The sequence below is a fragment of the Gordonia marina genome (assembly GCF_052036135.1).
In the GTDB taxonomy this organism is placed as follows: domain Bacteria; phylum Actinomycetota; class Actinomycetes; order Mycobacteriales; family Mycobacteriaceae; genus Gordonia.
The window spans coordinates 1-21,181 of the sequence record NZ_JBPSDN010000052.1; the positions used below are offsets into that span (position 1 = coordinate 1).

General features: G+C 71.7%; 17 protein-coding genes. 6 read left to right on the forward strand and 11 right to left on the reverse strand.

Annotated elements, in window-relative coordinates; genetic code table 11:
* Nucleotides 1-213: 213 nt before the first annotated feature.
* From ACSEEN_RS20135 to ACSEEN_RS20155, 5 genes are all read right to left on the reverse strand, one after another.
* Nucleotides 214-528, reverse strand: coding sequence for a hypothetical protein (locus tag ACSEEN_RS20135; RefSeq protein ID WP_440714131.1), 315 nt, complete (start codon nt 526-528; stop codon nt 214-216).
* Between the two features lie 612 nt (nt 529-1,140).
* Entirely contained in the window at nt 1,141-1,944 is an 804-nt protein-coding gene (locus ACSEEN_RS20140) for a polyprenol monophosphomannose synthase (RefSeq protein ID WP_247867756.1), read from the reverse strand.
* The gene (lnt, locus tag ACSEEN_RS20145) at nt 1,941-3,560 is read right to left on the reverse strand and encodes an apolipoprotein N-acyltransferase (RefSeq protein ID WP_247867755.1); all 1,620 of its coding nucleotides are present in this window, start codon (nt 3,558-3,560) and stop codon (nt 1,941-1,943) included. Before lnt ends, ACSEEN_RS20140 begins: the two co-directional genes overlap by 4 nt.
* Nucleotides 3,557-5,197, reverse strand: coding sequence for an amidohydrolase (locus tag ACSEEN_RS20150; protein ID WP_298446442.1), 1,641 nt, complete (start codon nt 5,195-5,197; stop codon nt 3,557-3,559). The genes lnt and ACSEEN_RS20150 overlap by 4 nt, the downstream gene beginning before the upstream one ends.
* A 20-nt stretch (nt 5,198-5,217) precedes the next feature.
* Nucleotides 5,218-5,745, reverse strand: a complete 528-nt coding sequence (locus ACSEEN_RS20155) for an FxsA family protein (protein ID WP_247867753.1) — start codon at nt 5,743-5,745, stop codon at nt 5,218-5,220.
* Nucleotides 5,746-5,919: 174 nt separating this feature from the next.
* On the opposite strand from ACSEEN_RS20155, the gene ACSEEN_RS20160 reads away from it, so the two are divergent.
* Nucleotides 5,920-7,101 (forward strand): benzoate/H(+) symporter BenE family transporter, encoded by a 1,182-nt coding sequence (locus tag ACSEEN_RS20160; protein WP_440714132.1) that lies wholly within the window; start codon nt 5,920-5,922, stop codon nt 7,099-7,101.
* A 264-nt stretch (nt 7,102-7,365) separates the two neighbouring features.
* On the opposite strand, the gene ACSEEN_RS20165 is transcribed toward ACSEEN_RS20160, so the two are convergent.
* Complete coding sequence (locus tag ACSEEN_RS20165; protein WP_440714133.1) at nt 7,366-11,016, reverse strand: cobaltochelatase subunit CobN; 3,651 nt, start codon at nt 11,014-11,016, stop codon at nt 7,366-7,368.
* A 358-nt stretch (nt 11,017-11,374) separates the two neighbouring features.
* Between ACSEEN_RS20165 and ACSEEN_RS20170 the strand changes: the two genes are divergently transcribed.
* The 3 genes from ACSEEN_RS20170 to ACSEEN_RS20180 are packed head-to-tail and all read left to right on the forward strand — an operon-like array spanning nt 11,375 to nt 14,785.
* Nucleotides 11,375-12,487 (forward strand): ferredoxin-like domain-containing protein, encoded by a 1,113-nt coding sequence (locus ACSEEN_RS20170; protein WP_371307864.1) that lies wholly within the window; start codon nt 11,375-11,377, stop codon nt 12,485-12,487.
* A gap of 13 nt (nt 12,488-12,500) precedes the next feature.
* Nucleotides 12,501-13,124 (forward strand): precorrin-8X methylmutase, encoded by a 624-nt coding sequence (locus tag ACSEEN_RS20175; protein WP_247867749.1) that lies wholly within the window; start codon nt 12,501-12,503, stop codon nt 13,122-13,124.
* Nucleotides 13,125-13,129: 5 nt separating this feature from the next.
* Nucleotides 13,130-14,785 carry a precorrin-2 C(20)-methyltransferase gene (locus ACSEEN_RS20180; RefSeq protein ID WP_440714134.1) on the forward strand — a complete coding sequence of 552 codons (1,656 nt, stop codon included), beginning with the start codon at nt 13,130-13,132 and terminating at the stop codon, nt 14,783-14,785.
* Between the two features lie 51 nt (nt 14,786-14,836).
* Here ACSEEN_RS20180 and ACSEEN_RS20185 read toward each other — a convergent pair whose 3' ends face one another.
* The 4 genes from ACSEEN_RS20185 to ACSEEN_RS20200 all read right to left on the reverse strand — a co-directional run bounded on the left by ACSEEN_RS20185 (nt 14,837) and on the right by ACSEEN_RS20200 (nt 18,411).
* Nucleotides 14,837-15,565 (reverse strand): cobalt-precorrin-6A reductase, encoded by a 729-nt coding sequence (locus ACSEEN_RS20185; RefSeq protein ID WP_283255292.1) that lies wholly within the window; start codon nt 15,563-15,565, stop codon nt 14,837-14,839.
* 145 nt (nt 15,566-15,710) lie between these two features.
* On the reverse strand, nt 15,711-16,475 hold the full coding sequence (gene cobM, locus ACSEEN_RS20190) for a precorrin-4 C(11)-methyltransferase (RefSeq protein WP_247867747.1): 765 nt from the start codon (nt 16,473-16,475) through the stop codon (nt 15,711-15,713).
* Nucleotides 16,472-17,662 (reverse strand): precorrin-6y C5,15-methyltransferase (decarboxylating) subunit CbiE, encoded by a 1,191-nt coding sequence (gene cbiE / locus ACSEEN_RS20195; protein ID WP_247867746.1) that lies wholly within the window; start codon nt 17,660-17,662, stop codon nt 16,472-16,474. The genes cobM and cbiE overlap by 4 nt, the downstream gene beginning before the upstream one ends.
* Nucleotides 17,659-18,411: an SDR family NAD(P)-dependent oxidoreductase gene (locus ACSEEN_RS20200; RefSeq protein WP_440714135.1), complete on the reverse strand. Its 753-nt coding sequence runs from the start codon at nt 18,409-18,411 to the stop codon at nt 17,659-17,661. The genes cbiE and ACSEEN_RS20200 overlap by 4 nt, the downstream gene beginning before the upstream one ends.
* Nucleotides 18,412-18,513: 102 nt before the next feature.
* On the opposite strand from ACSEEN_RS20200, the gene ACSEEN_RS20205 reads away from it, so the two are divergent.
* Entirely contained in the window at nt 18,514-18,921 is a 408-nt protein-coding gene (locus ACSEEN_RS20205; RefSeq protein ID WP_247867744.1) for a pyridoxamine 5'-phosphate oxidase family protein, read from the forward strand.
* Here ACSEEN_RS20205 and ACSEEN_RS20210 read toward each other — a convergent pair.
* The gene (locus ACSEEN_RS20210; protein ID WP_247867743.1) at nt 18,908-20,032 is read right to left on the reverse strand and encodes a M24 family metallopeptidase; all 1,125 of its coding nucleotides are present in this window, start codon (nt 20,030-20,032) and stop codon (nt 18,908-18,910) included. The genes ACSEEN_RS20205 and ACSEEN_RS20210 overlap by 14 nt on opposite strands.
* Nucleotides 20,033-20,109: 77 nt before the next feature.
* Here ACSEEN_RS20210 and ACSEEN_RS20215 point away from each other — a divergent pair, with 77 nt between their 5' ends.
* Complete coding sequence (locus ACSEEN_RS20215) at nt 20,110-21,036, forward strand: 5'-3' exonuclease (protein ID WP_440714136.1); 927 nt, start codon at nt 20,110-20,112, stop codon at nt 21,034-21,036.
* Nucleotides 21,037-21,181: the final 145 nt, after the last annotated feature.

Sequence of the window (21,181 nt, forward strand, 5' to 3'; positions counted from 1 at the left end):
CAACAATGACAGGCTCCACTCCAGCATCGGCACGGTCCCGCCCGCCGAGTTCGAGTCCGCCTACTACGCCGCCCTCAACCGAGAGCTGCACCCCGTATAGGAGCGGCAGAAAACCTGGGGTGATTCAGAATGGCTCCCTCGTCGATGCACATTCCCTGGTACCGCACGGTGCCCGCCACGCACTCACACGCGGTGCCGTTCCACTGCTCGTTCTCACCGCACGACGGCGTAGTGGTCGAGGTCGACGGCTCCGTGGTCGTGCTGGAACCCGACGGCTCGGTGGTCGTGCTCGAACTCGACGGATCCGTGGTCGTGCTGGAGCTGGACGGCGCCGTGCTTGAACTCGACGGTGCGGTGCTCGAACTCGACGGCGCCGTGCTCGAACCGGACGGCGAGGTCGACGTCGACGGCGCCGAGGAACCCGAAGGATTCCCCGGCTGCCCAGACTTGTGCGGACCACCCGGGTGGCCCGGTGCGGGCTGCGCCGTACGACAGGTCTCCGCCTGCACCAATGTCGGTGCGGACCACCCGACCAACACGAGCAACGCGGCTCCGATGGTCGCGAGTAGGAATCCCACCCTCGCAATGTTTCTGGTACCCGAACTCATCGGACATCCTTCCTGTATGGTTTCCCGACTGCGCGGTAGCTTACCGAGTAGTCAGTAAATCAGCGATACAGAGTGTTTCCAGATGGATCGAAGTCGTCGAATCCCGGAGGTGTATCCGCTATCTGCGCCGGCGATCAGGAGGCCGAATCCCTCCCCGATAACGCCGCCGCCACCGCCGCCGAATCGGGCCCGTCGACGGAATAACCCTCCCCGATCGCAGACGCGGAAACATACCCCCACCTGCGAGATCGATCCAGCGCGGCGAGTCCTGAGCCCGGCCTAGTCGCCTCGATAACGGACGGCGCAATCGCGGTCTGCATCGTCCGCTCACCCGAATTCAGTGCGAATCAGATCACAGCGCGACACACGACCGAAGCGTCGACTCAGGTCCAAGAATTCATCGGGGATTGGTCATTTTGTCACCCGAATTGGGGGATAAAATCGCCATAGATAGCGGCCACATAGGAAAAATGTCGGTATTCTTGTCCCTAATTCTGGGGATAAGAATACCGACGGTGAGTATGGTTCGCGGCTACTTCCGGAAACGTGCGGTGCGGCCCTGCCAGCCCCAGCGGGCGACGTTGATGAACGACTCGGCGATCACGCCGCCGTCCATCTTCGACTCGCCGATCTCCCGCTCGGTGAAGGTGATCGGCACCTCCCGGACGGTGAATCCGTGCTGCAGGGCGCGCCAGGCGAGGTCGATCTGGAAGCAGTAGCCGGCGGACTCGACGTCGTCGAGCCCGATGGCGCGCAGCACCTCGGCGCGGTACGCGCGGTAGCCGGCGGTGATGTCGCGGATCGAACTGCCCAGGGCGAGTCGGGCATAGGTGTTGGCGCCCTTGGACAGGATCTCGCGACGCTTGGGCCAGTTGACCAGTTCACCACCTGGCACGTACCGCGAGCCGATCACCAGGTCGGCGCCACCGTTGATGCCGTCCAGCAGCCGCGACAGCTGTTCCGGGGCGTGGCTGCCGTCGGCGTCCATTTCGACGATCACCGGGTAGTCGCGGTCCAGACCCCAGGCGAATCCGGCCAGGTAGGCCTTGCCGAGGCCGTCCTTCACGGTCCGGTGCATGACGTGGATGCGACCGGCCGCGTCCTCGGCCGCGGCGCCGGGAGCCTGCGAGCGGGCCGCGTCTTCGGCCGCGAGCTTCTCGGCGATCTCACCGGTGCCGTCCGGGCTGGAATCGTCGACCACCAGGACATGGATGTCGGGCAGGGCGCCGAGGAGCCGCCCGACGATGATCGGCAGGTTGTCCTTCTCGTTGAACGTCGGGATCACGACGAGGCCGCCGGCACCCTGTGGGCCGACGATCTGCTCCGTACTCGTCATGCTTGTCCCCTCGTCTTCCTATCCGGCAACGTATAGAACCTAGTCGGTCTGGCCAGCGCGGACAAAAATCCGGCGAGTGTGGCAAGCAGGGCAATCACCTGAGGCCAGACACCGAGACGCACCGCGAGCGTCTCCCCGGTGCGCAGCGGCAGGGCCGCCTGCAGGATCGCCGGGGTGAAGATCTCACTGTTGGTCAGCACCCGCCCGTCCGGGGCGATGAGGGCGCTGACGCCGCTGGTCGCGGCGACGGCGACGGCGCGATCGGTCTCGACCGCCCGGACCTGTGACATCGCGAGTTGCTGGTAGGTCATGTGGGTCTTGCCGAAGGTCGCGTTGTTGGTCGGCACGAACAGCAGTTGCGCGCCCTCGCGCACCGCCCGGCGCGGCGACCGGTCGAAGGCCACCTCCCAGCACGTCGATACCCCGAGGAGCACGCGGCCGTCGTTCGTCTGCACGGGCAGCACCGACCGTCCGGTGCCGGCCCGGAAGTTGCCGGCCATGTCGGCGTACGACGAGAACATCGAGAAGAAGCTCCGCCACGGCAGGTACTCCCCGAACGGCTGGACGATGTGCTTGTCGTATCGGGCCGACGGCGCCGGCGCGCCGAGACCGCCGGGTTCAACGCCCCAGACCAGCACCGAGTTGGTGGGCCGGTCATCGTCGCCGACCAGGAGCGTGCCGAAGACGATCGGCACGCCGGTGGCGCTCACGGCGGCGCGGATCTCCCGGGCGGCGTCGGGGTTGTCCAGTGGCGAGATGTCCGACGCGTTCTCCGGCCACAGCACCACCTGCGGGCGCGGGCGTCGTCCGGCGTCGACATCCTCGGCCAGCTTCAGGGTCTCGCGGAAGTGGTTGTCGAGAACGGCACGTCGTTGTTCGTTGAACTCCAGACCGAGGCGCGGCACGTTGCCCTGGATCGCCGCCACCTCGAGTGTCTTGCCGCCGGTGGGCGACGGCGCCGTGCCCAGTGCGGTCCCGGCGAGCGCGAGCGGCACGAGCGCGCAGGCCACCGCGGCGGGGGCGATACGACGACCGGCCAGGGCGATCACCACGGCCGCGACGCCCGCACCGGTCAGCGCCAGGATGAACGACAACCCGGGCACCCCGAACCAGCGCGCGAAGGGCAGGAAGAAGCCCTCGGTCTGACTGAAAGCGGCGGCGCCCCAAGGGAATCCGCCGAAGGGGAACGACGATCGCAGCCACTCCACGGCGGTCCAGCACAGCGCGAACCAGAGCGGCGCGGCGACCGACAGTTCCGAGCCGGTGCCGGCCGAACCGAAGGTCCAGCGCGGGCCGCGGCGGCGCATGGTGACCGTCGCGATCGCGCCGAACAGCGCGAGATAGCCGGCGCACACCACCGCCAGCGCGATCCACGGCAGCGCGCCGACGTAGACGCCGATCCACGGCAGCAGCGGCAGGAAGAAGCCCAGCCCGAACACGAATCCGGTGAGCGCGCCCAGCTTCGGCCCCGGGCGGCCCAGCGTCAGGCAGGCGTAGAGCAGCCCCAGGCCGACCGGTGCGAGCAGCCAGAGCCCGATCGGCGGGAACGCCAGGTACAGCAGCACTCCGGCCCCGGCGGCGACGAGTTCCCGCAGCCAGAACGACCGGTCCCTCACCGGCCGCTCACCGTCTCGGGCTCGTCCCGCGAGTAGATCACCGTGCCGGCGACCGCGGTCATCACGCACTGCGGAAGGCGAGCGCCGGGCGCGACGTCCGGCAGGGCCGGCACTCGCGACCGCGGATCGGTGGACCACCGCTGCACCCCGGCGTGTGAGGCCGCCACCACCAGCTCGTCGACCTCCCACACCGCATAGTGGGCGGGCGCGCCGGGGACCAGCGTGCCGGTGACCCCGTCGTTCACACCGCCCGCGCGCCAGCCGCCGCGGGTGGCCGCCGCGAAGGCGGCGCGCGGCGAGATCGCGCTGGTGGGCTGATGATGGTGTGCCGCCGCACGCACGGTGGCCCACGGATCGATCGGACAGACCGGCGCGTCGCTGGAGAGCGCCAGTGTCACACCGGCTTTCGCGATCGCGGCGAAGTCGTTGAGCCGCGTGCCACGGTCACCCAGCCGCTGCTCGTACAGCTGCCCCGGGCCACCCCAGGCGGCGTCGAACAGCGGTTGCATGCTGGCGACGACGCCGCAGCGCGCGAACAGTTCGGCCTGCTCGGGCGTCACCATCTCGGCGTGCTCCAGACGGTGCGCGCAGCGCGCGAGGGCCGGGGTGCCGAGTTCGTCGGCCAGTTCGGCCATGGCGGTGGCGACCAGCGCCGCGGCCTCGTCACCGATCACGTGGAACCCGGCCTGGATCCCGGCCTCGGTGGTGGCGCGCAGGTGGGCGCGGATCTCCTCGAGCGTGAGGTATTCGACGCCGCGGGTCGCCGGATCGTCGGTGTACGGCTCGCTCAGCAGCGCGGTGTGCGAACCGAGGGCACCGTCGACGAAGAGGTCGCCGCCGATGGCGTCGGCACCGGTCTCGGCGACGAGTGCGCGGGCCTCCTCGGCGGTGCCGGTGAGCTGACCCCAGTAGCGGCGGACCAGCACGGGGTGGTCGAGGCCGGCGAGGGACCGGAAGTCGTCGAGGCCGCTGATGTCCGGGCCGCCGTTCTCGTGCACGGCCACCACCCCGTGGGCGGCGGCGTGGTCGAGGGCGCGCACTTGGGCGCGGCGACGTCCCTCGGGACTGATCAGCGCGCGGGCGGCGCGTCGCACCCGGTGGTGGGCGTCGGCGATCAGCGGGGCCTGCGGGTCGTATCCGGGCTCGCCGGCGAGGCCGTCGACCCGCTCCCGCAGGGCCGAGGACGCCGCTGCCGAGTGCTCGTCGATCCGGGCCAGATAGACCGCTCGCGGCCCGGCGACGGCATCCAGGTCGGCGGTCGACGGCGCTTGATCCTCGCCCGGTCCGGCATCGACCCAGGCCGACGCGTCCCAGCCGAAGCCCCAGATCACGTCGTCCCAGCTGACGGCCACGTACGACGCCAGTTCCCGCAGGCACTCCGATCGGCTGCGCACCGCGGACAGGTCGAGCCCGCCCAGCGCGAGACCGGTGTCGGTGAGGTGGACGTGGGAGTCGACGAATCCGGGGCTGACGAACCGTCCCCGCAGGTCCACCACCTCGGCGTCCGGGTGCAGGGCCCGTCCGACGTCGTCGCTGCCGACCCAGACGATGGTGCCGTCGGTGATCGCCATCGCGGTGGCGTCCGGCACCGCGGGCGAGGAATAGACGAGGCCGCCGAGGAGGAGCTGCGTGGTCACCCCTTCAGTCTTCCAGAGCCTCAGAACTCCTTGGCGGGCGGCAGCGCGGGCAGGTCGTGGCGGATGGTGCCGTCGGGATTGCGGACCGTCATGTCGACGATCACGCTGCCCTCGGCGCGGCCGTCGTCCACGACGGTGCCGTCGACGTAGCCGTTGGGGGTCATCCCGGCGATCGTGACGCGCTGCGCGAAGACGGTCGCGCGGCGCGTCGCGGCGGCGGCGACCACCGGCCGCAGACGCCGGCGAATCGGCGGGGCCAGCAGGATGAGACCGAGGAGGGTGCTGACCACGCCCGGGAGAATGGTCAGCAGCGCGGCGCCGGCGAAGAGCGCCGAGTCGGTCAGCGTCCGGCCGGGGCCGGCGCCTTCGGGTGCCGGGGTGCGGGCGGCAGTGATGATCTCCCGGGCGCGGCGCCCGAGCACGGCGAAACCGACGGCTCCGGCGGCGATGGTGATGACGATGGCCCACGCCCACCCGAGGAAGTGCCCCATCGCCCAGAACGCGGCGATCTCCACCACGAGGTACCCGAGAAACATCCAGCGCTTCATACTCCGACCTTCCCACGCGAGACGCGCGTGTGCGACTGCTTACCTCTACAACGCACGACGGCCCGGATTTGCTCCCGAGACCCGGGCGAGGGCCCGCGACGGCCCGCCGGCACCGGGCGGTAGCGTCGCCACCGCGCCGTCGACGAGGGGCGCGGAACGATGGAGAGCGAACGAATGCGGGCATCGAGTGACCTGATGCGGCCGGTGTCGGCCGGCGTGGTGTCGGCGCTGGTGGCGTTCACGAGTTCGTTCGTCGTCGTCCTCGCCGGACTCACCGCGGTCGGGGCCGACCACGACCAGGCGGCGAGCGGCCTGCTCGCCGTGAGCGTCCTCATGGGCGTGGGGTCCATCGTGCTCGCCGGGTGGACCCGGACGCCGATCACCGTCGCCTGGTCGACGCCGGGGGCCGCGCTGCTGGCGGCCACCGGCGCCGTCCACGGCGGCTGGCCGGGCGCGGTCGGGGCTTTCCTGCTCACGGGCGTGCTCATCGTGCTCACCGGCGTCGTGCCGTGGCTGGGTGAACTGATCGTCCGCATTCCCACCTCGATCGCGCAGGCGATGCTCGCCGGGATCCTCTTTCAGCTCTGCCTCGGGCCGATCACCGGTCTCGCCGAGAACCCCACCGCGGTCGCGCCGGTGGTCGTCGTCTGGCTGCTGGCCCTGCGATTCTTGCCCCGGTGGGCCGCGCCACTGGCGTTTCTCGCCGCGGCCGTCGTGATCGGCGTGCATCTCGCGGTGTCGGGAGACGCGGTGACGGCCGCCTCCCTGGTGCCGCGGCTGGAGATCACCGCGCCGCGGTTCACGCTCGCCGCCGCGATCGGGATCGCGCTGCCGCTCTATCTGGTGACGATGGCATCGCAGAACGTGCCCGGCGTCGCGGTGATGAAGGGATTCGGCTATGACGTGCCCTGGCGACGGTCGATGGTGATCACCGGGATCGGCACCGTCGCCGGTGCGCCGGCCGGCGGGCACGCCGTCAATCTCGCCGCGATCAGCGCCGCACTCGCGGCCGGACCGGAGGCGGGCCCCGACCGGTCGACGCGCTGGATCGCGAGCGTGACCTCGGGCGTCGTCATGATCGCGCTCGGTGTCGGCTCGGCCGCGGTCGGCACGCTCATGGCGCTGGCACCGGCCGGTGTGGTCGCCGCCGTCGCCGGACTCGCCCTGATCGGCACGCTCGCCGCCTCGCTGCGTGCCGCGCTCGCCGAGGCCGGTGAGCAGATCCCGGCGGTCGTCACCTTCGCGACCGCCGCCTCCGGTGTCACGATGCTGGGCGTCAGCGCCGCCTTCTGGGCGCTCCTCGCCGGTCTCGCCGTCCGCGTGGTCCTGCGCTCCGGCCGGCGCGACCCTCCATGACGATCGAGCCGCCATGACGATCGAGCCTCCATGACGATCGAGCGGAGTCGAGATCACCCCCTGACAGGCGGGTGGTCTCGACTCCGCTCGACCAGCATGACGGCGTAGTCCTGCGCTCCGGACGGCGCGACCCCCATGACGATCGAGCGAAGTCGAGATCACCACCCCCTGACAGGCGGGTGGTCTCGACTCCGCTCGATCGTCATGACGGCGATCCGACCGGTACGACCGATGACTCGACCGACTGCCCGTCCCGCGCGACGGCTACTCCTCGCGCCGGCCCTCGATCTCACCCTCGGCGTCGAGGTAGACGCGGCGGAGCTGGTCCAGGAGCTCGGCGGGCGGGGCGTGCCACATCTCGCGCTCGGCCGCCTCCAGCAGGCGTTCGGCGATACCGTGCAGGGCCCACGGGTTGGACTGCTCCAGGAACTCCCGGTTGGTCTCGTCGAGCACGTACTGCTCGGTGAGCTTCTCGTACATCCAGTCGGCGACGACGTCGGTGGTGGCGTCGTACCCGAAGAGATAGTCGACGGTGGCGGCCATCTCGAAGGCACCCTTGTACCCGTGCTTGCGCATCGCGGAGAGCCAGCGCGGGTTCACGACGCGCGCCCGGAACACGCGCGCGGTCTCCTCGGACAGCGTGCGGGTGCGGACGGTGTCCGGCCGGGTCGAGTCGCCGATGTACGCCTCCGGTGACTCCCCGGTCAGCGATCGGACGGTGGCGACCATGCCGCCGTGGAACTGGAAGTAGTCGTCGGAGTCGGCGATGTCGTGCTCGCGGGTGTCGGTGTTCTTCGCGGCGACCGCGATCCGGCGATAGGCCGCGCGCATGTCGTCGACGGCCGGCACGCCGTCCAGGTCGCGCCCGTAGGCGTAGCCGCCCCACTCGGTGTACACCGCGGCGAGGTCGTCGTCGGTCCGCCACTGCTTCGAGTCGATGAGCTGCAACAGGCCCGCGCCGTAGGTGCCGGGTCGCGAACCGAAGACGCGGGTGGTGGCACGACGCGCATCACCGTGCTCGGCCAGCGCCGCCCGGGCGTGCGCGGCGACGTAGTTCTGCGCGTCCGGCTCGTCGGCGTCGGCCGCGAGCGCCACGGCATCGTCGAGCATGGTGACGACGTGCGCGAAGGCGTCCCGGAAGAACCCGGAGATGCGGATCGTGACGTCGATCCGCGGACGGCCCAGTTCTGCCAGCGGAATCAGTTCCAGGCCGGTGACGCGGCGCGAGGCCTCGTCCCAGACCGGCGTGACGCCGAGCAGCGCGAGCACCTCGCCGATGTCGTCGCCGCTGGTCCGCATGGCGCTGGTCCCCCACACCGACAGACCGACCGACTTCGGGTACTCACCGTGATCGGCGACGTACCGCTCCACCAGCGAGTCCGCCAGGGCGCGGCCGGTCTCGGCGGCGAGCTGCGACGGCACCGCCTTCGGGTCCACCGAGTAGAAGTTGCGGCCGGTGGGCAGCACGTTGATGAGACCGCGCAGCGGTGACCCGCTCGGCCCGGCCGGGATGAAGCCGCCGTTCAGGGCGCGGCGCACCCGGTCGATCTCGCACGACGTCGCGCGCAGCCGCGGCACCACCTCCTCGCCGGCGAACCGAAGGATGTCCCCGACCGCGTCCGGATGCCCTTGCGCAGCGACGGAAATCGCCTCCGGCGCCCAGTCCCCTGCCGCGCACGTCGTCACCAGCTCGCGCGCGATCCCCTCGATCCGGTCCACCTCGCGGCGCTCGCCGGCCTCCTCGTCGAGCCCCAGCGCCTCACGCAGACCGGGCAGCGTACGGCTACCGCCCCACAGCTGCCGGGCACGCAGCATCGCGAGCACCAGGTCGATCTCCATCTCGGCGTCCGGCGCCTGGCCGAGCACGTGCAAGCCGTCGCGGATCGCGGCGTCCTTGATCTCGCAGAGCCAGCCGTCGACGTGCAGCAGCATGTCGTCGAAGACGTCCTCCTCGGGGCGCTCGGTGAGGCCGAGGTCGTGATCCATCTTCGCGGCGGTGAGCAGCGTCCAGATCTGCTGGCGGATCGCCGGGAGCTTGGCCGGGTCGAGCGCGGTGATGTTGGCGTGCTCGTCGAGCAGCTGTTCCAGGCGGTTGATGTCGCCGTAGGTCTCGGCCCGGGCCATCGGCGGGATCAGGTGGTCGACCAGGACGGCGTGCGCGCGGCGCTTGGCCTGGGTGCCCTCGCCCGGGTCGTTCACCAGGAACGGGTAGATCAGCGGCAGGTCGCCGAGCGCGGCGTCGGTGCCGCAGTCGGCGGACATCGCCAGATTCTTGCCGGGCAGCCATTCCAGGTTGCCGTGCTTGCCGATGTGCACGATCGCGTCGGCGCCGAAGCCCCACCCGTCGGTCGCGGCTCGCGAAGCCAGCCAGCGGTAGCTGGCCAGGTAGTGGTGGCTCGGCGGCAGATCGGGGTCGTGATAGATCGCGACGGGATTCTCGCCGAAACCGCGCGGCGGCTGCACCAGCAGGACGACGTTGCCGAAAACCATTGCGGCGATGACGATCTCGCCGTCCTTGTCGTGCGTGCGATCGACGAACAGCTCCCCGGGCGGCGGGCCCCAATGCTCCACGACGTCGCCGCGCAGGCCCTCGGGCAGCCGCTGGAACCAGGCCGTGTAGTCGGCGGCACTCACCCGGATCGGGTTCGCCGCCAGGGCGTCCTCGGTGAGCCAGTCGGCGTCCTGGCCGCCCTGGTCGATGAGGGCGTGCATGAGCGCATCGGGGTCGTCGTCGGCCGGGGTGCCGCCCAGGCCGGGGATCGTGCCGTCGCCGAGGACGTACCCGGCCGCGCCGAGCGACCGGAGCAGGTGGATCAGTGAGCGCGGGGTGTCCAGACCGACCGCGTTGCCGATCCGGGCGTGCTTGGTCGGGTACGCCGACAGCAGCAGGGCGACCCGCTTGTCCGCCGCCGCGAGGTGCCGCAGCCGGGCGTGCGCCACCGCGATCCCGGCCACGCGGGCGCAGCGCTCGGCGTCGGGCGCGTAGTACGGGAGCCCGTTGTCGTCGAATTCCTTGAACGAGAACGGCACGGTGATGATGCGGCCGTCGAATTCCGGGACCGCCACCTGGCTGGCGACGTCGAGCGGCGACATGCCGTCGTCGCTGGCCGCCCAATCCTCCCGCGATGAGGTGAGGCACAGGCCCTGCAGGATCGGAATGTCAAGGGCGGCAAGACGTTCCACGTTCCATGCCTCGTCATCGCCGCCCGCGCCGGCGGTCGCCGGGGTGGTGCCGCCGGCCGCGAGCACGGTGACGACGAGCGCATCGAATGAGCCGAGACGCTCGATCAGGTCGTCCGGCGCGGCCCGCAGCGAGGCGCAGAAGATCCCCTCGGCACGCGCCCCCGCGTGCTCCAGCGCGCCGCAGAGCGCATCGATGTACTCGGTGTTGCCCGCGAGATGCTGGGCACGGTAGTAGAGCACGCCGATGCGCGGCGTCCCTTCGACAAGCTCAGGGAGCGGAACGGACGGCTCAGAGAGCGGAACGGCGGCGCGGTCCAGCGCGCCCCAGTTCGGCGTCTCGACCGGCGGCTCGAATCCCAGACCGGTGAGCAGCACCGTGTCGGACAAGAAACCCGCCACCTGTTTCAGGTTCTCCCGGCCACCGGCGACGAAGTAGCTGTGCGCCTGCGCGGCGACACCGGCCGGGACCGTGGAGAGCGACATCAGATCGGGGTCCGGGTTCAGCTCGCCGGACAGCACGACCACCGGTGCCGAGCCGGCCAGCACCGCGTCGAGTCCTTCCTCCCAGGCGCGACGGCCGCCGAGGAGGCGGACCACCACGAGATCGGCGCCCTCGATCAGGCCGGGGACCTCATCGAGCAGCAGCCGCGACGGGTTGGCCACCCGATAGTCGGCGCCGCTGGTGGCGGCGGTGCGCAGGTCGGTGTCCGAGGTGGACAGCAGCGTGATCACGGGCGTGGGCCTACTCCCTGCCGGGTGGCGCGCCCGGCGTCGACGGTTCGACGGCCGCCCGGGACGGGCGGGCCGCTGACCGGCGCGGGTCTGACTCGGCCCGGCGTCGGCGCCGGGCCACACAGTGGCGCGACCGCGCCGGACTCGCACCGGCTTCCGCGTCGATCGCTTGCCCGGTCAGCTTATCCACCGGACGTGAGTGCCCGCCGATCGTGTCCCAACTGTGGAGTAGGAATCGCGTCGGAGCCTCGTGACCTGGGAGAACACCCACCGTGCGGACCCGACTCCACCGAATACGCCACGGTACGGTCAACCGTGCGCGTCGCCGGGGCGCTCCCATGCGTTCTACGCTGGTGAAGTGAGCAGACCCGCCGACCGTTGCCCCGGGGTCTTCGCGACGCACGCGGCGGCCGACGGCCACATCGCCCGGCTCCGGCTCTCCGGCGGCCGCATTCTGCCGGATCGACTCGAAGCCCTGGCCACGGCGGCCGAGCGGTTCGGCGACGGACACCTCGAACTCACCGGCCGTGCGAACGTGCAGGTCCGCGGTATCGCCGAGGCGGATGTCCCGGCCTTCGCCGAGGCGATGGTCGCCGCCGGTCTGGCCGGCAGCGCCGCCCACGACAGGGTGCCGGGCATCGTCGTCTCCCCGTTCACCGGCCGTCTCGGCGGGACCGGCGAACTCTGGGCCGTGGCCGACCGCCTGTCCGCGGCGCTCGCCGACGCGGACGAGACCACCGCACTCTCCGGACGCTTCTGGTTCGGCCTCGACGACGGCCGCGGCGACGTCCTGCGCCGCACCCCGGACGTCGTCGGCGTCTGGGACGGCGCCGACGGCGCCGAGTTGGTGGTCGCCGGGCGACGAACCGGCCGCGTCGTACCGCTGGCGGGCGCCGCCGAGGCGATGCTCGACGTCGCCCGGCAGTTCCTGGCCTGCCGCGACGACGAGTGGCGGATCGCCGACCTGCCGGAACAGGCGCGGGAATCGCTGCACCGCGATCTCGCCGCCTGGGGCGCCTCGGGCGCGGCCCCGGTGTCCGGCGACTCGGTACCCGGGCCGCGCGTCGGCTGGTTCGGCCAGGACGACGGCCGGGTACTGCTCGGAACGGTGACCCCGTTCGGCCGGCTGTCGGCGCGCCAGGCCCAGTTCGCCGCGGCCATCGGTTCCACGCTCATCGTCACGCCCGACCGCGAACTGCTGATCACCGACCTCACCGAGGGAGTGGCCGAGACCGTCGTCCGGGTCCTGGCACCGATGGGTTTCGTGTTCGACGCGGCCTCACCGTGGACCCGGGCCAGTGCCTGCACCGGTTCGCCCGGCTGCGCCCGCAGCGGCGCCGACGTCCGGCGGCTCCTCGCCGACCGGATCGAGGCCGGCGCCGGGTTCGATGAGCCGGAGCACTGGGTCGGCTGCCCGCGGCGGTGCGGCAGTCCCCCGGGCGCGACGGTCCGCGTGCTCGGCGGGCAGTAGGCTGAGTCCCGCCATGAGCGACTATCTGCGAGACGGGGCGGCCATCTACCGCCAGTCCTTTGCCACCATCCGGGCCGAGTCCGACCTATCGCGGTTTCCCGCCGACCTGGAACCGGTGGTCGTGCGGATGATCCACGCCAGCGGCCAGACCGATCTCACCGATGACGTGGTCGCCTCACCGGGCGTCGTCGCCGCGGCGCGGGCCGCGCTCGCCGCGGGCGGACCGATCCTGTGCGACGCGAACATGGTGGCCTCCGGCATCACCCGGAAACGACTGCCCGCCGACAACCCGGTGCGCTGCCATCTGGGCGAGCCCGGCCTGGCCGATCTCGCCGCACGCATGGGCACGACGAGAACCGCTGCGGCGCTGGAGTTCTGGCGCGACGACCTGGCGCGCTCGGTGGTCGCGATCGGCAACGCCCCCACCGCTCTCTTCGCACTGCTCGACCTGATCGACGACGGCTGGCCGCGTCCCGCCGCGATCATCGGCGCCCCGGTCGGATTCGTCGGCGCCGCCGAGTCGTGCGCGGCGCTGGCCGCCCGCACCGACCTGGAATTCCTCACCGTGACCGGGCGCCGCGGCGGCTCGGCGATCACCGCGGCCGCGATCAACGCGCTCGCCAGCCCGGCGGAGTGAGGCCGGTGAGCACGCCCGGACGGCTGTACGGCGTCGGACTCGGCCCGGGCGACCCCGAGCTCGTCACCGTCAAGGCCGCGCGCCTCATCTCCGCGGCTCCGGTGGTCGCCTATCACTGTGCGCGCCACGGTAATTCGATCGCACGGTCGGTCGCGGACCCGTATCTGCGCGATGGGCAGATCGAAGAGCGGCTGATGTATCCGCTCACCGTGGAGACCACCGACCACCCCGGCGGCTACGCCGGCGCGATGGCCGACTTCTATACCGAGAGCGCCGAACTGCTCGCCGGGCATCTCGCCGCCGGGCGCGACGTGGTGCTGCTCGCCGAGGGCGACCCGCTGTTCTTCTCGTCGTACATGCACATGCACAAGCGGCTGGCCGACCGGTTCGACGCCGAGATCGTGCCCGGGGTGACGTCCGTCAGTGGCGCGTCGGCCGCCCTGGGGATTCCGCTGGTCGAGGGCGAAGAGACGCTGACAGTGCTCCCCGGCACCGCCGAGCACGACGAGCTGGTGACCCACATCCGCTCGGGCGAGGCGCTGGCGGTGATGAAGCTGGGGCGCACCTTCGGCAAGGTCCGCGACGCCCTCGCCCAGGCCGGGCGGCTCGACGAGGCCTGGTACGTCGAGCGCGCCTCCACCGCGCGCCAGCGCGTCGAGCGGGTGATCGACGTCGACCCGGAGTCGGTGCCGTACTTCTCGCTCGTCGTGGTCCCGGGCCGCCGGAACAATCCGCTGGCCGGTTCGGTCCTTTCGACACGCTCCTCGGCTAACGCCTCGGACCGGCTCAAGGAGCTTGGACAGCCCCCCACCCCGCCGGACCAGCCGCTCCAACAGCCCGTTGAGCCGGACGAGCCGCTAGGCGAAGTCCGTGTCGAAACGACCCTCACGACCGGGGAACCGTCTCGCACGACCGGTCACGTGACCGTCGTCGGTCTCGGTCCCGGCCCGTCCGACCAGACGACGCCCCAGGTCACCGCCGCACTCGCCGAGGCCACCGACCTGGTCGGCTACACGACCTACCTGAAACGCCTCACCCCGCACCCCGGGCAGCGGGTGCACGCCACCGACAACCGAGTCGAGGCCGAGCGCGCCGCGTTCGCGCTGGACCTCGCCGCGCGCGGCGCGCGGGTCGCCGTCGTCTCCTCGGGCGACCCCGGGGTCTTCGCGATGGCCACCGCCGTCGCCGAGGTCGCCGCGGAACCGGCCTGGCGGCATGTGCCCGTCCGGGTGCTGCCCGGAGTGAGCGCCGCCCAGGCCGTGGCCGCCGCGGTGGGCGCTCCCCTCGGGCACGACTTCGCCGTCTTCTCGCTCTCCGACCTGCTCAAACCCTGGTCGGTGATCGAGCAGCGGATCCGCGCAGCGATCGCCGCCGACCTCGTCTTCGCGGTCTACAACCCGGCGTCGAGCAAACGCACCGAGCAGATCCTCGCCTTCCAGACCTTGCTCGACGCCCTCGTCCCGCCCGGCCGCGTCCTGATCCAGGGCCGCGACGTCGGCGGCTCCGGCGAGCGCCTGCGCCTGCTGACTGTCGCCGAGTTCGACCCGTCGACCGTGGACATGCGGACTCTGCTGATCGTGGGCTCGTCGCAGACCCGGATCGTCCGGCGCCCCGGCGGTGACCTGGCCTATACGCCGCGGAGCTATCCGGACCACGCCTGATCGCTCCCGGCTCTGCGTGTCGCCGAGGTGTGTCACGCGGGCCGCGGGCACTCAGTCGGCAGTGACCAGCCAGTCCAGCACCGCGGCGACGGAATCGCGGCGCTCGAGCCCCACCGGTTCGGCCGGCCGGTCGACCATCACGACCTCGAGGCCGGCCTCGGCGGCGGCGGTCAGCTTGGCCCGGGTGAGTTCTCCCCCGCTGTTCTTGGTGACCAGGAGCGTGATCGCGTGGCCGGCGAGTAGGGCGCGCTCGTCGTCCAGGCCATAGGGGCCGCGCGCGGCCAGGATCTCATGGTGCGGGGGCAGCGGGCCGGACGGCGGGTCGACGACGCGGATCAGGAACCACGCGCCGTCGACCGCCGCGAACGCGTGAGCGTCCTGTCTGCCGGTCGTCAGGAACACGCGGCCGCCGCGGTCGGCGACGACACGGGCCGCCGCGGCGATGTCGGGGACGCGGGTCCAGCGGTCACCGGGGCCGGGCGTCCACTCCGGGCGGGCCAGCCGGAGTAGCGGCGTGCCGGTGCGCTCACCGGCTGCGACGGCGTTGGCGGTGATCCGCGCCGCGAAAGGGTGGGTGGCGTCGACGACGGCGCGGATGTGGTTGGCGCGCAACCAGTTCGCGAGACCGTCGACGCCGCCGAAGCCGCCGATCCGGACCTCGCCGAGCGGGAGTCGTGGGTTCTGGACTCGTCCGGCCAGCGAGCTGATCACCGGGATGTCTTGTGCCACCAGAGACTTCGCCAGGGCGCGCGCTTCGGCTGTGCCACCGAGAATGAGCACTCGTCTGGGGGTCGTTTCGACACGGTTCGTCACTTCGTTCCTCACCGGCTCAACGGGCTGTTTGGGATGTTTGGGCCGGCGGGGCGGACTGTTGGGGACGTTTCGACCGAGTCGTTGCTTCGTTTCTCACCGGCGACACGGCTCGTCACGCATCGCGGCGGAGTTTGCTCATGCGGGCGTGGGAGTAGAGGTAGCTGTCGGTGATGTCCGACGACGCCGGGTCGAGGACGCGGCCGACGAAGATCACCGCGGTCTTGGTGATGCCCGCGTCCGCCAGCGCCGCGGCCAGCCCCGACAGTGGCGCCCGCACCACCTGCTCGTCGTCGCGCGAGGCGAAAGCGACTGTGGCCGTTGGGCAATCAGCACCGTAGTGCGGGGTGAGCGTGTCGACGATCGCCTCGGCGCGATGGGCCGCGAGGTGCAGGGCCAGCGTGACGCCGCTGCGCGCGAGGGAGGCGAGGTCCTCCCCCGGCGGCATGTCGGTGGAGAGCGTCGACACCCGGGTGATCAGCAGGCTCTGCCCGACACCCGGCACCGTGAGTTCGGTGTCGAGAGCCGCCGCGGCGGCGGCGAACGCCGGCACGCCCGGCACCAGCTCGTACGCGATGCCGAGTTCGCGGAGCCGTCGCTGCTGCTCGGTGAGCGCGGAGTAGATCGAGAGATCCCCGGAGTGCAGTCGGGCGACGTCGTGTCCGGCGGCATCGGCGTCGGCCAGGTGCGCGACGATCTGGTCGAGCGGCATCCGCGCGGTGTCGACGGTGACCGCTCCCGCGGGCAGCAGGTCCAGGAGCTCGGCCGGAACCAGCGAGCCCGCATACAGGCAGGTCCCGCAGCGCGCGAGCAGGCGTGCGCCGCGCACGGTGATCAGATCCGCCGCGCCGGGCCCGGCGCCGATGAAGTACACGGTCACCGGGTCACCACCCACTGCACCACCGGCAGCGACGGCCGCCAGGTCGTCATCGTGCCCAGCGCGCCGGCCCGTTCCAGACTCAGCCGGATCAGCTCGCCGCCGTACTCGGCGTGCGCGGCGACCAGAAGCCGCTCGGTCTCCAGGGTCACCGCGTTCGCGACCAGGCGGCCGCCGGATTCGAGTGCCGCCCAGCAGCTTTCGAGGACATCGGCGTCGAGGCCGCCCCCGGCGAAGATCGTGTCCGGGTCGGGCGCGCCGCCGAGGGCGCCCGGTACCGAACCCGCGATCGTGAGGCGGTCGGCGACGCCGTGCTCGCGGGCGTTGAGCTCGATGCGCGCGGCCCGTACCAGGTCGGCTTCGAAGGCGGTCGCCCGCCCGGACCGGGTCTGCCGCAGCCATTCGATCGCGATGCTGCCCGAACCGGCGCCGATGTCCCAGAGCATCTGGCCCTCGGCGGGAGCGAGTGCGCACACCGTCAGGGCTCGGATCGGTTGTTTGGTCAGCTGGCCGTCGTGCGCGTAGTCGGCGTCCGGGCGCCCCGGCGCGTTCGACAGCGCGGGCCCCGCGCACTCGAGTGCCACGATGTTGAGGGCCGGTATGTCACCGACGTCCCAGCTGTGGGCGTGACCGGTGACGATCGACTCGTCCACCCCGCCCAGGTCACCGAGGACCGTCATCGACGACGACCCGAAACCCTTGCGCCGCAGCAGATCCGCGATCAGGCCGGGCGAATCCGCACCCCGCGAGAGCACCAGCAGGCGGGCCCCGTCGGTCAGCGCGGGGATCAGCACCTCCGGGTCTCCGGTGACGAGGCTGCGCACGCCCGTCCGGGCCAGATCCCAGCCGAGCCGGGCCGCCGCCAGGGACACCGATGACGACGATCCGAACACCGTGACGTTCTCCGGTCCGACGCGCCGCACCACGCTCGCCGCGAGCCCGTGAAACATCGGATCACCGCTGGCGAGGAGGTGCACGGTGTCGTCACCGTCGCCGGCGATGAGCCGGTCCAGGTGCTCCGACATCGGCGACGCCCACGGAATCGTCTGCGCCGCAAGACGATCCGGCAGCAGCGCCAGCTGGCGCCCGGATCCGTAGATCGTCTCGGCGCTCTCCAGCTCGGCCTGCGCGTGATGGCTCAAACCGTCCCAGCCGTCCGCGCCGATCCCGACCACCACGAAGTGTGTCATCGCGGCAGCCTCCGCCAGATCGCGCGCGGCAGCAGCCGCATGACGAAGAAGACCGGCCGCAGCCGCCCCGGGATCCAGACCTCGCCGCGGCCCTTGCGGTAGGCGGTGGCGACGGCGTCCGCCACCTGGCCGGCGGTGACCGACATCGGCGCGGGTTCGACGCCCGTCGCCATCAGCTCGGCGGTCATGTTCCCGATCACGAAGCCCGGGCGGGCCAGCAGGACGTGCACGTTGCTGCCGGACAGCGCGTCGGCGAGGCCGCTCGCGAAGCCGTCGAGCCCGGCCTTGGTGGAGCCGTAGACGTAGTTGGCGCGTCGTACCCGCACCCCGGCCACCGAGGAGAAGACGATCACCGTGGAGTCCCCGGGCTGCGCGCGCAGTGCGTTGACCAGCAGCGTGATGACGCTGATCTGCGCGTAGTAGTCGGTGTGGGCGATCGCCAGCGCGTGCTGGACGTCGGTCTTGGCGCGCCGGGCGTCGCCGAGGATCCCGAAGGCCACGATCGCGATCTCGATCGGTCCGTACGTGTCCGCCAGGGAGCGCACCAGCGCCGGGTGCGAGGCCACGTCGTCGGCGTCGAATGCGACGGTGCTCACCCCCGTCGCACCGGCGGCCCGGAGCGCGTCGCACTCGGCGGCGAGGTCGTCGGGCCGGCGCGCGGCCAGGATCACCTTCTTGCCCGCGGCGAGGCGCGCCGCGGTGGCCACCCCGATCTCACTGCGCCCGCCGAACACCACGATCGTTCCCACCCGTGCAGTATTTCAGGCTTCGGCTCGGGCTCCTACTCGCCCGGTGGTTCCTGAGCGGAGTCGAAGGGCTCAGCCGCCGAAAGGAGTCACTACAGTCGAGGCATGGCGCGCACCGTTGACGATCTGAGCCCCGAAGCCCACACCCTCCTGCACGACTACCACCTCGCCTCGCTCACCACGCTGCGCGCCGACGGCACCCCGCACGTGGTGGCGGTCGGCCTCACATTCGACGGCGCGACCGGGACGGCGCGGATCATCACGTTCGACGGCAGCCAGAAGGTGCGCAACGCCGAGCGCGGCGGGTACGCGGCACTGACGCACGTCGACGGTCCCCGGTGGCTCACCCTGGAGGGGCCGGCGCGGGTCCGGCGCGAGCCGGAGCAGGTGCGCGACGCCGAGCGCCGGTACGCGGAGCGTTACCGAGAGCCGAGGCCGAATCCGAGACGCGTGGTGATCGAGGTCGACGTGGCCCGGGTGCTCGGCTCGGCGGGGATGTTCACAGCCGGGTGAGCCCGTGCGGGCGGGTGTTCAGCGACTCGGCGCCGTCGTCGGTGATCACGACGATGTCCTCGATCCGGGCGCCCCACTGCCCCGGGAAGTAGATCCCCGGTTCCACCGAGAACGCCATACCCGGGCGAAGCACCAGGTCGTTGCCCTCGACGATGTAGGGCTCCTCGTGCACGGACAGGCCGATGCCGTGTCCGGTGCGGTGGATGAAGTTCCCGGCCAGGCCCGCTTCCGCCAGGACCGATCGCGCGGCGGCATCGATGCTCTCCGCGGTCGCGCCGGGGCGCGCGGCCGCCACCGCCGCGGCCTGTGCCCGCTCGAGCACGGCGACGGCCGCGCCGATCTGGCCGGGCGGCTCGCCGAAGCAGTAGGTCCGGGTGCTGTCGGAGTTGTAGCCCGCGCCGACCGGGCCGCCGATGTCGATCACCACGATGTCGTCGGGTCCGATCAGCCGCGGCGACTGCTCGTGGTGCGGGTCGGCGCCGTTCGGGCCGGAGCCGACGATCACGAATTCGGCCTCGTGGTGGCCCTCGGCGACGATCGCGGCGGCGATGTCGGCGGCCACCGCCGCCTCGGTCCGGCCGGGCCGCAGCCACTCGCCCATCCGGGCGTGCACCCGGTCGATGGCGGCACCGGCAGCGCGCAGCTCGGCGATCTCGGCGTCGTCCTTGATCATCCGCATCTCACGCAGCACCGGCGTCGCGAGCCGGATGGGTACGCTAGTGCGCTCGCCCAGCGGGATCACGTGCAGCGCGGGGAGGGCGTCGGAGACGGCGAGCGCGGCGTCATCGCCGAGCCCGTCGAGCGCGAGGGCGTACGGGTCGTCGCCGTCGACCCAGTCGTGCACCGCGAGTCGCAGGTCGCCGATCGCCGAATCGCGCAGCGTCGCCAGCTCCATCCGCGGTGCGATGAGCCGGGGCGGAGACGACGCCGGGATCACCAGGGCGGTGAGCCGCTCGAAGGTGTCGGCGACCGCCCCGGTCAGGTACCGCAGGTCCGGGCCGGTGCCGACGACGAGCGCGTCCAGCCCGGCGTTCACGGTCAGCTCCGCGGCGCGGGCCAGCCGTCGCGCGTAGACGTCGGAATCGAATCGGGAGGCGGGACCGTGAGCCATGGCCCCACAGTATCGGTCGCCCCGCGCCGGATATGGCCCCGCGCCGGATGTGACACAGTGTGGCCATGGGAAAGCTGATGCTGCTCGACGGTGCGAGCCTGTGGTTCCGCTCCTTCTACGCGCTCCCGGAGAAGATGACCTCCCCCGACGGACGGCCGGTCAACGCGGTGCGCGGCTTTCTCGACACCATCGCCGCACTGGTGACGGCGCACCAGCCGACGCGCCTGGTGGTGTGTCTCGACCTGGACTGGCGCCCGGCGTTCCGGACCGACCTGATCCCGTCGTACAAGGCGCACCGGGTCGCGGAGGGCGGAGACGGGCTCGCCGAGGAGGTGCCCGACACGCTGACGCCGCAGGTCGACATGATCCTCGACGTGCTGCGCTGCGCGGGGCTGGAGACCGGCGGCGCGGCCGGCTGCGAGGCCGACGACGTGATCGGCACTCTCGCGTTCGGCGAGGCGGCCGACGACGTGCTGGTCGTGAGCGGCGACCGCGACCTGTTGCAGGTGGTGGCCGACGACCCGGTCGCCGTGCGTGTCCTGTACGTCGGCCGGGGCCTGGCGAAAGCCGAACTGATGGGCCCGGAGGAACTGGCCGGCAAATACGCGCTGCCGGTCGCGCGTGCCGGGGCGGCGTACGCCGAGATGGCGATTCTGCGCGGCGACCCGTCCGACGGGCTGCCCGGGGTGAAGGGCATCGGCGACAAGACCGCGGCGAAGCTCATCACCCAGTTCGGGTCACTCGACGCACTGGAATCCGCTGCGCGGCAAGGTGATATGCCGATCTCTCCGCGTATCGCCGGTGCCCTCGACGACGCCGCGGACTACCTGGGCGCGGCGCGCACCGTGGTCGCGGTGCGCACCGACGCGCCCGTCGCCTTCGGCCGCGGCGACGACCTGCTGCCCGCCGCACCCGAGGACGCCGCCGGCCTGAACGCGCTGGTCGCCGAGTTGGGCATCGACACCAGCGTCGGGCGGCTGTCGGCGGCCCTCGGCTGGGCCTGAGCGGCCGGTCGAGGGGTGCGTTTCGACGCTTCTATGTTCGTTGTCAAGCGGCAGCGGGGAGCTGGTGGTCGTGGGTGCCGCTGATTGCGTGTGTGGGGCCGTGTTCGAGGAGTTTGAAGATCTCGCGGGCGATGTAGCGTTTGAG